This window comes from Lentzea sp. HUAS TT2, assembly GCF_051853195.1.
Taxonomy (GTDB): domain Bacteria; phylum Actinomycetota; class Actinomycetes; order Mycobacteriales; family Pseudonocardiaceae; genus Lentzea.
This window is the reverse complement of record NZ_CP196667.1, coordinates 8,112,548-8,127,830: the sequence shown is the minus strand read 5'-3', so window position 1 is coordinate 8,127,830 and position 15,283 is coordinate 8,112,548. Positions and strand designations below refer to the sequence as shown.

8 protein-coding genes are annotated in these 15,283 nt (G+C 72.9%); 3 read left to right on the top strand and 5 right to left on the bottom strand.

Annotation, left to right across the window (positions count from 1 at the left end; all coding sequences use genetic code 11):
• Positions 1-3: 3 nt before the first annotated feature.
• From ACSHWB_RS38700 to ACSHWB_RS38690, 3 genes are all read left to right on the top strand, one after another.
• A complete protein-coding gene (locus ACSHWB_RS38700) occupies positions 4-837 on the top strand; it encodes a carbon-nitrogen hydrolase family protein (protein WP_439658275.1) in 834 nt (277 codons plus the stop codon).
• Positions 834-1,913, top strand: a complete 1,080-nt coding sequence (locus ACSHWB_RS38695; RefSeq protein WP_439658274.1) for an MSMEG_0565 family glycosyltransferase — start codon at positions 834-836, stop codon at positions 1,911-1,913. Before ACSHWB_RS38700 ends, ACSHWB_RS38695 begins: the two co-directional genes overlap by 4 nt.
• 234 nt (positions 1,914-2,147) lie before the next feature.
• Positions 2,148-3,221, top strand: a complete 1,074-nt coding sequence (locus tag ACSHWB_RS38690) for an integrase core domain-containing protein (RefSeq protein ID WP_439658273.1) — start codon at positions 2,148-2,150, stop codon at positions 3,219-3,221.
• Between the two features lie 146 nt (positions 3,222-3,367).
• Here ACSHWB_RS38690 and ACSHWB_RS38685 read toward each other — a convergent pair whose 3' ends face one another.
• Genes ACSHWB_RS38685 through ACSHWB_RS38665 form a run of 5 tightly spaced genes read right to left on the bottom strand, consistent with a single transcriptional unit; the run spans position 3,368 to position 15,283 of the window.
• Positions 3,368-11,812: an amino acid adenylation domain-containing protein gene (locus tag ACSHWB_RS38685; RefSeq protein WP_439658272.1), complete on the bottom strand. Its 8,445-nt coding sequence runs from the start codon at positions 11,810-11,812 to the stop codon at positions 3,368-3,370.
• 15 nt (positions 11,813-11,827) lie between these two features.
• Positions 11,828-13,057, bottom strand: coding sequence for an MFS transporter (locus ACSHWB_RS38680; protein WP_439658271.1), 1,230 nt, complete (start codon positions 13,055-13,057; stop codon positions 11,828-11,830).
• A 15-nt stretch (positions 13,058-13,072) separates the two neighbouring features.
• Positions 13,073-14,248, bottom strand: coding sequence for a cytochrome P450 (locus ACSHWB_RS38675; protein WP_439658270.1), 1,176 nt, complete (start codon positions 14,246-14,248; stop codon positions 13,073-13,075).
• Positions 14,229-14,996, bottom strand: a complete 768-nt coding sequence (locus ACSHWB_RS38670; protein ID WP_439658269.1) for a thioesterase II family protein — start codon at positions 14,994-14,996, stop codon at positions 14,229-14,231. Before ACSHWB_RS38670 ends, ACSHWB_RS38675 begins: the two co-directional genes overlap by 20 nt.
• Entirely contained in the window at positions 14,993-15,283 is a 291-nt protein-coding gene (locus tag ACSHWB_RS38665; RefSeq protein ID WP_319973836.1) for a phosphopantetheine-binding protein, read from the bottom strand. Before ACSHWB_RS38665 ends, ACSHWB_RS38670 begins: the two co-directional genes overlap by 4 nt.

Below are 15,283 nucleotides of genomic sequence, written 5' to 3'. Positions count from 1 at the left end.
CCGATGGGAGCGATCCGGATAGGTGCCGTTGCCGCGCATTTCGGGCGGGACCTCGACTTCGCCCTGCAGCGCGTCACCACACTCATCGACCACGCCCGCGCTTCGGGGGTCTCCCTGCTGGTGCTGCCGGACGCGGCACTCGGCGGCTATCTCGCGGACCTGCGCCACCCTGACCCGCACGCGCTGCCGCCCGCTCTCGAACGCGACAGCCCGCTGGTGAAGCAGATCGCGACGCTGGCCGCCGAGATGGTCGTCTGCGTCGGATACTGCGAGGCGGCCGAGGGCGACAGGTACAACGCCGCGGTGTGCGTGACCGGGGACGGTGTGCTCGGGCACCACCGCAAGGTGCACCAGCCGCCGGGGGAGACCGTCGCCTACTCGCCGGGCGACACGTTCGCCGCGTTCGACACGCCCGTCGGCCGGCTGGGCATGCTGATCGACTACGACAAGACGTTCCCGGAGTCGGCGCGGACGCTGGCGCTGGACGGTGCCGAGATCGTGGCGTGCCTGTCCGCGTGGCCGACGAGCATCACCAACCGCGCGCCGCGCATGGCCCAGGACCGCCAGTCCCGCCTGTTCGACCTCTACGACCAGGCGCGTGCCGCCGAGAACCAGGTCGTGCTCGTCTCGTCGAACCAGACCGGCGCCATGGGCGGGATGCGCTTCCTGGGGCAGGCCAAGGTCGTCGGACCCGGCGGGGACATCCTCGCCCGCACCTGGAGCAAAGCCGGCATTGCCGTCGCGGAGCTCGACGTGGCCGCGGAGGTCGCCACCGCCCGCCGGGTGCTGCACCACCTCGGCGAGCTCAACCCGGCCGCGTACCGGAGAACCCCGTGAAGATCGCGCTGCTGAGCTACTCGACCAAACCACGTGGCGGCGTCGTGCACACCCTCGCACTCGCCGAAGCGCTGGCGGCCGCGGGCGAGGACGTGACGGTGTGGACGCTCGGCCGTGGCGGCGACAGCCGCTTCTTCCGCCCGGTCGCCCCCGCGGTCCGGCAGGAGATCGTGCCGTTCCCGGACAGCGACGGAGAAGGAGTCGGCGCCCGCATCCTGCGCTCCATCGACACCCTGCGCGCCGCCTTCGACCACTCCGGCTACGACATCGTCCACGCCCAGGACTGCATCAGTGCCAACGCCGTGTCGCGGTGCGTCCGCACGGTCCACCACATCGACCACTTCACCACTCCCGAGCTCATCGCCTGCCACGAACGAGCGATCAGGGAGCCGTTCGCCCACGTCTGCGTCTCCGCGGCGGTGGCGGAGGAACTCAGACAGGGCTGGGGAATCCACGCCGACGTCATCCCGAACGGGGTGGACTCGCGACGGTTCGAGCGGGCGGCCGAGGACGTGCTCGGGCTGCGCCGATGGCGTTCACGGCTGGGCCGCTACGTGCTGGCCGTCGGCGGCATCGAGCCGCGCAAGGGCACGCTGGACCTCCTGGAGGCGTACGCGCTGCTGCGGGAGTCCGATCCGGAGATCCAGCTCGTGATCGCCGGCGGCGAGACCCTGTTCGACTACCGCGACTACCGCGCCCGCTTCGACGCACGAGCCGCCGAGCTCGGGGTCGAACCCGTCGTGCTCGGCCCGGTCGAGCACGACGAACTGCCGTCCCTCGTCGCCGCCGCGAGCGTGTTCGCCTTCCCGTCCAACAAGGAGGGCTTCGGCCTGGCCGCGATGGAAGCCCTCGCGGCCGGGGTGCCCGTGGTCACCCGTGACCTGCCCGTGCTGCGCGAGGTCTTCGGCACCGTCGCCCGCTTCGCCACGGACCCGGCCGGCTTCGCCGCCCAGATGCGCGCCGCGTGCGCCGAACCCGGTTCTCGTCAGGCGGCAGGACGGGCCCTCGCCGCCGGCTACAGCTGGGAAAGGGCAGCCGCCCGCCACGTGCTCGTCTACCGCGGCCTGCTGGGGTAGGGGAGCACGTGGCCCGTCGCGGCCAAGTGGTCAACCGCGTTCCACAGGGGCGTGCGGGAGCGAGTGCATCCGGGACACGTGACAGCCGCGCGACTACTTCGCCCACCTGCCCGAGGTTTCGTCTGTGAGCTGGCAGAACCCTGCACTCGCCGGCTGAGCTGCGGTGATCGTGCGGCGTGGCCTCGGTGTGGGGTGCCAGAACTCTGCACACATGCGTTGAGCTGCGGTGGTCGGGTGGTCCTGCTCGGTCGGTCCTCGGTGGTCAAGGACGTCGAGTTGTTGGTGTTGCGGCATGAGGTCTCGGTGTTGCGTCGAGGTCAGCGCCGTCCTTGGTGGGATTGGGCTGATCGTGCGGTGCTGGCCGCGTTGGTTCGGCGGTTGCCGGTGTGGCTGAGAGAGCACCGGTTGGTGTCTCCGGGCACGGTGTTGCGGTGGCATCGACGGTTGGTCGCCAAGAAGTGGACCTACCCGAACCGGGCTGGGCGGCCGCGGGTCGATGAGGTCGTGGTGGCGTTGATCGAGCGCATGGCGCGGGAGAACGCGGGCTGGGGTTACGGGCGCATCCAAGGTGAGCTGCTCAAGCTTGGTCATCGGACGGCCGCGTCGACTGTTCGTCGTGTACTGAAGCGGCTTCGGATTCCGCCTGCGCCGACTCGAGACTTCGACACGTCGTGGCGACGGTTCCTGCGTGCTCAGGCGGCGAGCATGCTGGCGTGCGACTTCTTCCATGTCGACTGCGTCGTCGCGTTGAGGCGGGTGTACGTGTTGTTCGTGATGGAGGTCGGCGCCCGCTATGTCCACATCCTCGGCACTACTACCAACCCGGACGGCCCGTGGATCACTCAGCAGGCTCGCAACTTCCTCATGGAGCTGGACGGCCGGGCGAACGAGTTTCGTTTCCTGGTTCGTGACAGGGCCGGCCAATTCACGGCGTCGTTCGATTCCGTTCTCGCTGACGCTGGCATCGACGTTGTGAAGATCCCACCGCGATGTCCGCGGGCTAACTGTTACGCGGAACGGTTTGTTGGCACCGTTAGACGCGAGGTCACGGATCGGCTGCTGATCATCAACGAGCGGCACCTGAGGTCAGTGCTCAACCATTACGTGTCCCACTACAACCACCGGCGACCACACCAGGCGCGAAACCACACTCCACCACGACCCGATCACCCGACCGGAGACCTAGGTTGTAGATCTGTACGTCGTCGGCGAGTGCTTGGCGGCCTGATCAACGAGTACGAACCTGCAGCGGTGCTACGACCTTTGCCGCTCCGACATCACCAAGTGCCGGGCCGAGATCGGCTCTGAGCTCTACGTCGGCCTTGAGACCTTCGTCGACGAGTACGCCCGCCACGTGAAGCACCGGATCCTGACACCCGTTGCCGCACCGCCGGACACGCTCGACGGTGCGGCCCCGACCACCGTCGGCTGAGTGCGCCGGTTCCGTTGGGGTGTCAGCGGTTCAGGTGGCCGGCGATGGTGCTGGCGATCTCCGCCATGGGGACGGGATGGGTCATGTCGCCGTGGGTGGTGGCGACGGGGTGGAGGTGCAGAGTGCCGGTGATGTGGGGGGCCCACGCCTCGGGGTGCGGTGAGGAGTCGGTTCGGCCCTCGGTGGCCTGGAAGAACAGGGCGTCGCCGCGGTAGGCGGTCGTGGGGGTGTGCGTGTCGGAGAGATGGCGGTTGTGGGCGAAGACGGCGGGCAGGGCGGCCACGGCGCGGGCGCCCAGGACGGGGACGAGGTCGTCGAGAGAGGTGCGGCCCAGGGAGGCCAGGAGGTCGGCGGTGGGGTCGGAGGGCATCGCAGGAGAGGAGTCCGCGGCGGTGCTGGGGTAGCCGTCGAGGAGGGCCAGGAAGGCCACCTCCGCGTTCTCGGCCTGCAGGCGGGTGGCGATGGCGTGGGCGACCTGGGCGCCGAAGGACCAGCCCAGGAGGTGGTAAGGACCCTCGGGCTGGACGGCGCGGATCTCGGCCACGTAGTCCTTGACCATCTCGTCCAGGGTGCCGGTCCACGGTTCGGTGAGAGCGCGGGACTGCAGGGCGTGGACGGGGCGGTCGTCGAGGTGGCGGAGCAGTCCTGAGTAGACCCAGCCGATGCCCGCGGCGGGGTGGACGCAGAACAGGGGTGCCCTGGAACCGTTGGAGCGCAACGGGAGCAGGACGTTGAGGGGATCGGTGTCGGTCTCGTCGAGGCGGGTGGCCAGCCCTGCGGGGGTGGGGGCGTCGAAGACGGCGCGGATGGTGGCGCGCACGCCGAGGGCGCGGTGGACGCGGTCGACCAGGCGGGTGGCGAGCAGGGAGTGGCCGCCCAGGTCGAAGAAGTCGTCGTCGACACCGACGGAGTCCAGGCCGAGGACGTCGGCGAACACGGCGCAGAGGACGCGTTCGCGGTGGTCGCGCGGCAGGCGGGTGGGAGTGCGGGTGAAGTCGGGGGCGGGCAGGGCCTTGCGGTCGAGCTTGCCCGAAGGGCTCAGCGGCAGTTCCGCCAGCGCGACGACGGCCGCGGGGACCATGGCCTCGGGTAGCGACCGCGCCGCGAACTCGCGCACCGCGGCCGGGTCGAAGACAGACCCCGCGGGCACGGTGTAGACCACCAGGCGTTTGTCGCCGGGGCGGTCTTCGCGGACCACCGCGGCCGCCTGGGCCACCAACGGGTGAGCGGAGACGGCGGCGGCGACCTCGCCCAGCTCGATCCGCACGCCGCGGATCTTGACCTGGTCGTCGGTGCGACCCAGGTACTCCAGCACCCCGCCGTCGTGCCAGCGGACCAGGTCACCCGTGCGGTACATCCGCTCGCCGGGGCGGTGGGGGTTGGGGACGAAGCGCTGGCCGGTGGTGGCGGGGCGGTTGAGGTAGCCGGTGGCGAGCTGGGTGCCGGAGAGGTAGAGCTCGCCGGTCGCGCCGGCGGGCACCGGGGACAGCGCGGGGTCGAGGACGTAGACCTGGGTGTTCCACACCGGACGTCCAATGGGGACGGACGGGGTCGGGTCGTGCTGGAACCGTTGCCAGGTCACGTCGACGGACGCCTCGGTAGGGCCGTAGAGGTTGTCGAGGTGAGCGGTGAAGCCCGCCGCGAAGCGCTCGGCCAGCGGGGTGGGCAGGGCCTCACCGCTGCAGACGACCTGGCGCAGGCTGCTGCAACGGCCGGGGGCGACGGAGGCGGTGAAGACCTCCAGCATCGACGGGACGAAGTGGGCGACGGTGACGCCGGCGCTCTCGATCAGGCCGGCCAGGTAGTCGGGATCCTTGTGGCCCTCGGGTTTCGCCACGACCAGCACCGCGCCCGTGATCAACGGCCAGAAGAACTCCCACACCGACACGTCGAAGCTCGACGGGGTCTTCTGCAGGACGCGGTCCGACGGCGTCAGGTGGTAGCGGTCCTGCATCCACAGCAGGCGGTTCACGATGCCGGAGTGGGGGACGACCACGCCCTTGGGCTTGCCGGTGGAGCCGGAGGTGTAGATGACGTACGCCGCGTCGTCCGGCGTCGCCGTCGGCAGCGGGATCTCCTCGGTGACAAGAGGAAGAGCGGCCAGCGACTCCGGCGTGAGCATGAGCACCGGTGCGGCGTCGGCGACCATGTGCGCCACCCGGTCGGCCGGGTAGCCGGGGTCGACGGGCAGGTAGGCCGCGCCCGTCTTGTGCACGGCGTACAGCGCGATGATCAGGTCCAGCGAACGCGGCAGCGCCACGCCGACCGTGCGGCCACGGGTTGCCCCCGCGCGGTGCAGGGCGTGGGCCAGCGCGGTGGCGCGCTCGTCCAGTTCGGCGTAGGTCAGGCCGGTGCCGTCGAACTCGACCGCGGGGGCGTGCGGGGTGCGGGCGACCTGGGCGGTGAACAGGGCGGGCAGGGTCGTGGCGGGCACGTCGGCGGCGGTGTCGTTCCAGTCCTGAAGGATCAGCGTGCGCTCGGCCGGGTCGAGGACGTCGATCTCGCGGGTGCGCAGGCCGGGGTCGGCGGCAACCGCGGCCAGCACGCGGAGGAACCGGTCGGCCAGGCTCCGCGCGGTGCCGGCGTCGAACAGGTCGGCCGCGTAGGCCAGGGAGCCGTCCAGCCCGCCGCCGGGCGCCTCGGCGAAGCCCAGCCCCAGGTCGAACTTGACGCTCTGGGCGCCGATCTCGTGCTCGGCGACTGAGAGGCCCGGCAGGGACAGGTCGGCCTGGTCGGTGTTCTGCAGCACCAGTGAGACCTGGAACAGCGGGTGCCTGGCCAGGGACCGGGCCGGGTTCAACTCCCGCACGAGCCGCTCGAACGGAACGTCCTGGTGCTCGAACGCGCGCAGGTCGGTCTCCCGGACCCTGGCGAGCAGGTCGGTGAAGGCGGGGTCGCCCGCGGTGTCGACGCGCAGCACGAGGGTGTTGACGAAGAACCCGACGACGTCGTCGAGCGCGCGGTCCGCGCGGCCGGCGACCGGGGTGCCGATCGGGATGTCGGTGCCCGCGCCGACGCGGGTGAGCAGGGTGGCGAGCGCGGCCTGCAGGACCATGAACAGCGTCACCCGGTGCTTCCCGGCCAGCTCCAGCAGCCGGGCGTGCAGGGCGGCGTCGATCTGGACGGGCACCGTGCCGCCCCGGTGGGTGGCAACCGCGGGGCGGGGGCGGTCGGTGGGCAGCGCCAGTTCGTCGGGCAGGCCCGCGAGCGCGCCGCGCCAGTGCTCGACCTGGCCTGCCAGCAGGGAGTCGAGCAGGTCGCGCTGCCAGAGGGTGTAGTCGGCGTACTGCACCGGCAACGGCGTCCAGCCGGGCTCGGCGCCCGCCAGCCGCGCGGTGTAGGCGGTGCGCAGGTCGCGGACCAGCGGGCCCAGGGACGCGCCGTCGACGGCGATGTGGTGCAGCAGCAGGAGAAGCACGTGCTCGTCGGGGCAGGTGACGAACAGCGTGGTGCGCACGGGCGCTTCGACCGCGAGGTCGAACTCCTGGCGTGCCGCATCGGTGAGCGCGGCGTCGAGGTCGGTGTGGCCGACGACGTCCAGCGCGGGCCGCCACTCGTCGAGCACGACCTGGCAGGGGGTGCCGTCGACCTCGGGGAAGACCGTGCGCAGCGCCTCGTGCCTGCCGACGACGTCGTGCAGGGCGGCCTCGAGAGCGCCGCGGTCCAGCGCACCGGTCAGGCGCAGCGCGTACGGGACGGCGTAGCCCGCGCCCTGGTTCTCCATGCGGTTGAGGAACCACAGCCGGGACTGGGCGGGCGACAGGGGCAGCACCCGCGGCCGGGGGCCCGCGACCAGGGCGGGGCGGACGGGCCTGCCCCCGGCGCGGTCGACGGCGGCGGCGACGCCCTCGACGGTGGGGTCGGCGAACACGTCGGCCAGCGCGATCTCCGCGTCGAAGGTGGTGCGGACGCGGGCGATGAGCTTGGCCGCCAGCAGCGAGTGGCCGCCGAGGTCGAAGAAGCCGTCGCGGACGCCGACGCCGTCGACGCCGAGCAGGTCGGCGTACATCCCGCAGAGGATCTCCTCGCGGGCCGTGCGCGGCCGTGTGTGGTCGGTGGCGGCCTCGGCCGACGGGGCGGGCAGGGCGCGGCGGTCGAGCTTGCCGTTGGGGGTCAGCGGGAGGGCGTCGAGCACGACGAACGCGCCGGGCACGAGGTAGTCGGGCAGCGCGGCGGCGGCGTGCGCGCGGACTCCGGCGGTGTCGAGCGCGTCGTCCGCGGGCACCAGGTAGGCGACCAGACGCTTGTCGCCGGGGCGGTCCTCGCGGACGACGACGGCGGCCTGGGCGACGGCGGGGTGGCGGGTGAGCACCGCGCCGACCTCGCCCGGCTCCACCCGGAAGCCGCGGATCTTGACCTGGTCGTCGGTGCGGCCGACGTACTCCAGCACGCCGTCGGCGCGCCAGCGGCCCAGGTCGCCGGTGCGGTACATGCGTTCGCCGGGACCGTCGAACGGGCTGGTGAGGAACCGGCCCGCGGTCAGGCCGGACTGGCCGAGGTACCCCTCCGCGAGGCCGAGACCGGACAGGTAGACCTCGCCGATGACGCCAGGCGGTACCGGCTGGAGGGCGGCGTCGAGCACGTGGGTGCGCTTGTTGGCGAGGGAGCGGCCGACCGGGACCGACCGGCCGAGTGCGTCGGCCGGCGTCAGCGCGTGGCTGGTGCCGATGATCATGTTCTCCACCGGGCCGTAGCCGTTGACCAGGCGCACGTGCGGGTGGCGGCGCAGCAGTTCGCCGACGTGGCGGGTGGAGGCGGCCTCACCGCCGGTCATCACCTGGCGCAGCCCGGCGAAGACCTCCGGGTGCTCGTCGACCAGGTAGTTGAACAGGCTGGCAGACAGGTAGGCGGTGGTGACGCCGTGCCGGGGGATGAGCCGGGCGACGACGGCGGGTTCGGGTCGCGATCCGGGGTGCAGCACGCAGGCGGCCCCCGACAGCAGCGGTCCGAACAGCTCCAGCACGAAGGCGTCCCACGACGCCGGCGAGCACTGCAGCCACACCTGTTCCGCGTTGAGGTCCAAAAAGGACTGCGACAGCAGGCTGGCCACGATCGAGCGGTGCGAGCCCAGGATTCCCTTGGGGCGCCCGGTGGAGCCCGAGGTGAACATGACGCACGCCGCGTCGGTGGGCGCGCCGGGGATGTCGACCGGCGCGGCGGAGAGTCCGGCGGCTTCAGCCATCCGTTCAGGGGTGAGCGTGGTGCCGACGCCGGCGTCGGCACCGATCTCGCGGACGCGCGCGGCGGGCAGCGCGGGGTCGAGAACGGTGTAGGCGGCGCCCGCCTTGAACACGCCGAGCACGGCGGCGACGAGGTTGACGCCGCGTTCCAGCGCGATGCCGACGACGTCCCCGCGCCGCACGCCACTGTCGCGCAGGTGGCAGGCGACGCGGTTGGACCGCTCGTCCAGCTCGCGGTAGCTGATCTGCGCGTCGTCGGTGATCAGCGCGACGGCGTCGGGGCGGGCGGCGGCGTGGGCGGAGAACAGGGCGTGCACGGTCTCGTCCGGGAAGGCCGCGCCGGTGTCGTTCCACTCGTGCAGGACCAGTGCGCTGTCGGCGGAGTCGAGCACGGGCAGGCGGTCGACGGCCCTGCCGGGGTCGGCGGCGACGGCGGTCAGGACGAGGGTGAGGGCGGTGAGCAGACGCCGCGCGGTGGCCGGGTCGAACAGGTCGGTGCTGAACTCCAGCGTGCAGTCCAGGCCTCCGGCGTGGGGCTTCTCGTCGACGGTCAGGGTGAGGTCGAACTTGGCGTTGCCCTGCGTGCCGTCGGCCAGCCGGACGTCGAGTCCGGCCAGCCGAGGTCCGGCCTCCTCGCCGCCGGTCAGCGACAGCGCCACCTGGAACAGCGGGTGACGGGCGAGCACGCGCGGCGGGTTGAGCTCCTTGACCAGCCGGTCGAAGGGCACGTCGGCGGCGGCGTACGCGGCCAGGTCGGTGTCGCGGACGCGGCTGAGCAGGTCGGTGAACGCGGGCCCGCCGGCGGTGTCCACGCGCAGCACCAGGGAGTTGACGAAGAACCCGACCAGGTCGTCGAGGACCTCGTCGGCGCGGCCGGCCACGGGGGTGCCGATGACGATGTCGGTGCCCGCGCCCATGCGGGTCAGCGCGGCGGAGAGTGCGGCGTGCACGACCATGAACAGCGTCGCCTGGTTGGCGCGGGCCAGGGCTGCCAGGGCGGCGTGGGTGCCGGCGCCGACCTGGGCGGTGACGGCGTCCTTGGCGTGGGTCGGGTCGACTGGGCGGGACCGGTCGTAGGGCAGGGCCATCTCCTCGGGCAGGCCGTCCAGCGCGGTCTTCCAGAAGTCCACGCGGCCGTCGAGGTCCAGTTCCTGTTGCCAGAGGGTGTAGTCGGCGTACTGCACCGGCAGCGGCGTCCAACCGGGTGCGCAGCCGGCCAGCCTGGCCTCGTAGGCGGTGCCCAGGTCGCGCAGCAGCGGACCGCTCGACACGCCGTCGCCCGCGATGTGGTGCAGGGCGAGCACGAGCACCGACGCGGTGTCGCATGTGGACAGCAGGGTGGCGCGCAGCGGGAGGTCGGCGGCGAGGTCGAACGGTGCGCCGGCTGCCTCGTCGACGAGCCGGTCGAGGTCGGCCGCGGCGCAACGGCGCGCGGTGAGCACGTCGCCGAACTCGGCGAGGACGTGCTGGCGCGGCTGCCCGTCGACGGCGGGGAACACCGTGCGCAGGCTCTCGTGACGGGTGACGACGTCGCGCAGGGCGGTGGCGAGGGCGGGCACGTCGACGCGTCCGGTCAGGCGCAGGGTCAACGGGATCGTGTAGGCGCGGTCCTGGCCGCGCACGCCGGCGAGGAACCACAGGCCCTGCTGGGCGGGTGACAACGGCACCGCCTCCGGGCGTGGGCGGGCCACCAGCGGCGGGTGGGCCGTGCCGGAGGCCTTGTCGAGGGCGGCGGCGACCCCGGCGACGGTGGGCGCGCGGAAGAACGTGCGCAGGCCCAGCTCGAAGCCCAGCGCCGCGCGGACACGACTGATCAGCCGCGTCGCGAGCAGGGAGTGCCCGCCCAGGGCGAAGAACCCGTCGTGGACGCCGACCGACTCCAGGCCGAGCACGTCCGCGAACAGTCCACAGAGGACGCGCTCGCGTTCGTCGCGCGGCTCCCGGCGGACCGGGGCCTCCTCGGCCGGCGCCGGCTTCTCCACGTGCGCCGAGGCGGCCGGCGCGGCGGGCAGGCCGAGGCGGGACAGCGGGACGTCCGGAGTGGACAGTGCGAGGTCGAGCAGACGCACCAGGGTGTCGCCGAGGTGCGCCACGAAGGCGCGGTCGAGCCGGTCGGCCGCGTACTCGAGCTGGCAGTCCATGCCGCCGTCGGTGCGGCGGGCGAACACCACGCTCAGGTCGAGCTTGGCCGCGGCGAGGTCGAGCGGTTCCACGGTGACGCCGAGCCCGTCGAGCCGCGGCGGGGCCGAGTCCTCCTGCAGGACCAGCATGACCTGGTAGACCGGGTGCGCGGGGGAGCCGCGGTCCACGCCGAGCCGCTCGACGACCCGTTCGAACGGCACGTCCTGGTGGGCGTAGGCGTCGAACGCGGTCTCCTTGGCCCGGCGCAGCAGCTCGGCGAAGCCGGGGTCGCCGGCGAGGTCGGTGCGCAGCGCCAGGGTGTTGCCGAAGAAGCCCACCAGGTCGTCCAGCGCGGGGTCCTGCCTGCCCGAGACCGGGGTGCCCAGCACGACGTCCTGCCCGGCGCCGTTCAGGCCCAGCAGGGCGCTGACCGCCGCCTGCAGGCCGACGAACGGGGTGCAGCCTGCCGCGCGCGCCGCGTCGGCCAGCCTCGCGCAGAGCGGCGCGGGCAGCTCCACCTCGACGATCCCGGCGCCGGTGCCCTGTCCGTTGGCGGGCAACGAGATCCGCTCCGGAAGGCCGGCCAGCCTGCCTTCCCAGTACGCCAGCTGCTCGGCGAGCAGGCTGTCCGGGTCGTCCTCGGCGCCGAGCACCTCGCGCTGCCACAGGGCGAAGTCGCCGTACTGGACCTCCAGCGGCGCCCAGTTCGGGGCGACGCCCGTCGCACGGGCGGTGTACGCGGTGTCGAGGTCGCGCAGCAGCGGGCCGAACGAACCGCCGTCAGCGGCGATGTGGTGCAGCAGCACCAACAGCACGTGCTCGTCGGGCGAGACGCGGAACAGCGTGGTGCGCAACGGGATCTCGGTGGAGAGGTCGAACGGCCGCGACGCCGCCGCGACGAGCGCTGCGGGCAACTCGGCGTCGACGACCTCGAAGGGCGGTCGCGCGTCCTCGATCACGCGATGCCCCGGCGTCCCGTCCACGATCGGGATGACCGTGCGCAGCACCTCGTGCCTGTCCGCCACGTCGGCGACGGCGGCGCGCAGGGCGGTGACGTCCAGTGGTCCGCGCAGCCGCAGGGCGACCGGGACGTTGTAGGCGGCCCCGGGACCGTCGAGCTGGTCGAGGAACCACAGCCGTTGCTGGCCGAACGACAGTGCGGACATGGTGGGCTTTCCTTTCTAGACCGACGGGATCCGCAGCGCGCGGGCGGCCGTGACGGGCCCGCCGAACGCGACCAGCGCGGTGACCGCCCAGGCGAGCTCGGGCGAGGTGAGGCCGGCGAGGGCGCCGGAGAGGGCGTAGGCGAAGGGGGCGCAGCCGATGCCCGCCAGCGCGAGCATCGCCATGGCGGTGCCGAGCCGGTCGGCGGGGGCGGCCTTCTGGTAGAGCGTGACGGCCGCGGGCCCGTTGAGCCCGGAGCAGACGCCGAGGGCCGCCGACAGGACGGCCATCAGAGCCAGGGTGGGAGCGAACACCATCGCCACCAGCAGCACGCCGATGCCGACGCCGCTGCCCACCAGCCGAATCGACAGCGGTACCCGTTCGCCGACGACGGCGCTGATCCCCGCTCCGGCCAGCGCACCGCCCGCCCAGCAGGCGATCACCAGGCCCACGGCGGAGACCTGCCAGCCGCGTTCGATCACGAGCACCGGCAGGCCGGGGTTCATCGGCCAGGCGAAGGCGAAGTCGAGGCACAGCGCGGAGAGGAACAGCAGACGCAGCTTGCGGTCGGAGCGGAGCAGCTTCAGCCCGTCGCCGGTGCGCTTCCACATCGGCACCCCGCTCGGCGCCGCGGTGGGTGCGGAGATCTCCTTGGTGACCGGCGCCAGGCACAGCAGCGCGACCACACAGCCCACCGTCACCACGCCCAGGGCGATCGGGAGCTGTCCCTCCGCGACGAGCCACGCACCGAACGGGGACCCGATGATCGGAGCGAACCGGGCCACCATGGTGCGGATGGAGTTCGCCCTGCCGAGCTGGTCGCCCTCCACCATGCGGGGCATGAGCGTGCCGAACGACGGCGTGCCCAGGCCCAGCAGCGCGCCTTCCAACGCCGCCACGACGACGAGCAGCCACACCGACGGCGAGTTGAGCGCGATCACGGTGGCCACGGCGAGCACCGCGATCCGCACGGACGTGGTGCGCAGCAACACGACTCGCGGTCCCAGTGCGTCGCACAGCACCCCGCCGAAGATCATCGCCAGGGCGCGGGGCACCGACTCGGCCAGGGTGACCAGGGTGACGGCGGTGGTCCCGCCCATCTGGGCGGCCGCCCACACCGCGGCGATGAAGAACACCTGGTCGCCGATCAGCGACACGCCCTGGCCGCCGAGCACGACGCCGACGCGCGGCCAGCCGGGCCTTCGGGGTGGGGACGGGCGTGCGTCGCTGACTGTCGTCTGGGACATGGGAAGGGACCTCTCTCAGCGCGCGTGCAGGGTGACGGGCAGGTGGTCGAAGCCGAAGTTGATGATCGACTGGTTGTGCACCGGTTCCCCGGTCACCTCGATCTCGGCGACTTGGTCCAGCAGCGCCCGGTAGACCGCGCCGAGCTCGGCCTTGGCCAGCGGCGCGCCGATGCAGTAGTGCGGGCCGACGCCCAGCGCCAGGTGCCGGTTGGGCGAGCGGTCCAGGCGCAACTCGTGCGGGGCGTCGAACGCGGCCGCGTCGTGGTCGGCGGCCCACGTCCACACCGCGACCTTGTCGCCGGCCTTGATGTCGACCCCGCCCAGAACCGCGTCGCGCGTGGCGGTGCGCAGCACGTGCAGGCCGACGGAGGTGTAACGCAGCAGCTCGTCCGTGGCGGAGTCGACGTCGACGGCGCCTTCACGCAGCCGCTGGAACTCCGCGGGGTTGTCCAGCAGCGCCATGATGCTCATCGCCGCGGTGTGCCGGACGGTCTGCACGCCGCCGACGATGATGTTGTCCAGGTTGAGGACGACGTCCTCGATCGGCAGCAGCCTGCCCTTGACCTCGTGCGTGGCGAGGACGCTGATCAGGTCGCCGGCCGGTGCCATCCGGCGGCGCATCGCCTGGTCGAACAGGTACGGCAGCAGCCGCTGGTGGGCGGCCCTGCGGTCCTGCGGGGTGGTGCCCAGGAACGCCGCGTCGCACACCGACACGACCATGTCGCGGTCGGACTCGGGGATGTCGAGGACGTCGCACATGACCACCAGCGGTACGGTGGCCATGACCTCGACCAGGTCGACCTGTCCCTTGGCCACCGCACCGGCGACCACCTGCGCGGCGAGGTCGTCGATGCGCTCGGCGCTGCCGCGCACGCCCTTGGGGGAGAAGAACGGCAGCAGCGGGGCCCGCAGGTCGCGGTGGTGCTTGCCGTCGGTCAGCGCCATCATCTTCCCGGCTCCGGCGGGTGCGCCACCGGTGCCGAGCAGGGACCCGCCGGTGGAGCCGTAGGTGGCGGCGTCGGTGAGCACCGCGGAGGAGTGCTCGTAGGACAGCACCGACCACACCGGACCGTCCTGGGCGGTGTGGGTGAGCTGCACCGGGGCGAGGGCGCGCAGGTCGTCGACGAGCGCGCCGATGCCGGGGTCTGCCCAGAGGCGGGCGTCGGTCAGGTCAACGGTCGTGGTGGTCACTGCGCGCTCCCAGGCAGAGGGTTCGGAGGAGGTCGACCGGCCCGGGGTCGCCGGGTGCGACGAGCAGGTGCCCGCCGGGCAGCACCGCCGAGGTGAACGGGCCTGCCGTGGTGTTCGCCCACGTCCCGGGCGGACTGGCGCCGTGGTCGGCGGCGCCCGCCAGGGCGTGGACGGCGAACCGGGCCGGTGGGCCCTGCCGGTGCCGGTAGGTCGCGCCGACGGCGATGTCGGCGCGCAGCACGGCCAGCACCATGGCGCGGACCGCGTCGTCGTCGGGCACGGTCAGCCCGCACTCGGCGAGCAACCGCTCGGCTCCGGCGGCGGGGTCGGCCACGACGTCCCGGACTGTGCGTTCCCAGTCGGCCGGGGCGGGAGCCGAGGCGGCCACGACCGCCGCGGGACCCCTGCGCCCCAACGCCACCGCCACCTCGTAGGCGAGCAGGGCGCCGAAGCTCTGGCCGTAGAACACCGCGTCCTGGCCGATCCGGGGGCCGACGCCCGCGGCGACCGCGGACGTCAGCTCGGCGAAGGTCCCCGGCAGCGGGTGGGTGAAGCGCCCGCCCCGGCCGGGCAGGCGGACGGCGAGCACCTCGACGTCCGGTCCGACCGCGGCGGCGAGCTCCGCGAAGGTGCCGACGTCGCCGCCCGCGTGCGGGAAGCACACCAGGCGCCGGGCCCGCGGCCCTTGCGGACAGGGCAGGTAGGACCAGTCGTCCAGCACGACCGGGCGGGCGACGGCGGTGGTCATCGCGTGCCGCGCCTGCCGGTCAGGCGCGGCATCGGCCGGGCGGGCGCGCCCGCCTCGGCACGGACCCGCACGGCGGCGGTGAAGTCGGCCAGCGTGCTCGCCGACATCAGGTCCCGCAGCGTGACGGCCACGCCCAGGCGGTCGCGCAGCAGGTGCACGGTGCGCACCGCCTGCTGCGAGTAGCCGCCCAGCGCGAAGAACCCGTCGGTCGGCGCGACCCGCTCGACGCCGAGCACGTCGGCCCACACAGCGGCGACCACGTCCTCGATGTCGGTGGTGGCGGTCAT

What these genes read in the sequence shown, in the direction of transcription:
- ACSHWB_RS38700 (WP_439658275.1), top strand. Translation starts at nt 4, where the DNA reads ATGGGAGCGATCCGGATAGGTGCCGTTGCCGCGCATTTCGGGCGGGAC.
- ACSHWB_RS38685 (WP_439658272.1), bottom strand. Translation starts at nt 11,812, where the DNA reads ATGTCCGCACTGTCGTTCGGCCAGCAACGGCTGTGGTTCCTCGACCAG.
- ACSHWB_RS38680 (WP_439658271.1), bottom strand. Translation starts at nt 13,057, where the DNA reads ATGTCCCAGACGACAGTCAGCGACGCACGCCCGTCCCCACCCCGAAGG.
- ACSHWB_RS38670 (WP_439658269.1), bottom strand. Translation starts at nt 14,996, where the DNA reads ATGACCACCGCCGTCGCCCGCCCGGTCGTGCTGGACGACTGGTCCTAC.
- ACSHWB_RS38665 (WP_319973836.1), bottom strand. Translation starts at nt 15,283, where the DNA reads ATGACCGCCACCACCGACATCGAGGACGTGGTCGCCGCTGTGTGGGCC.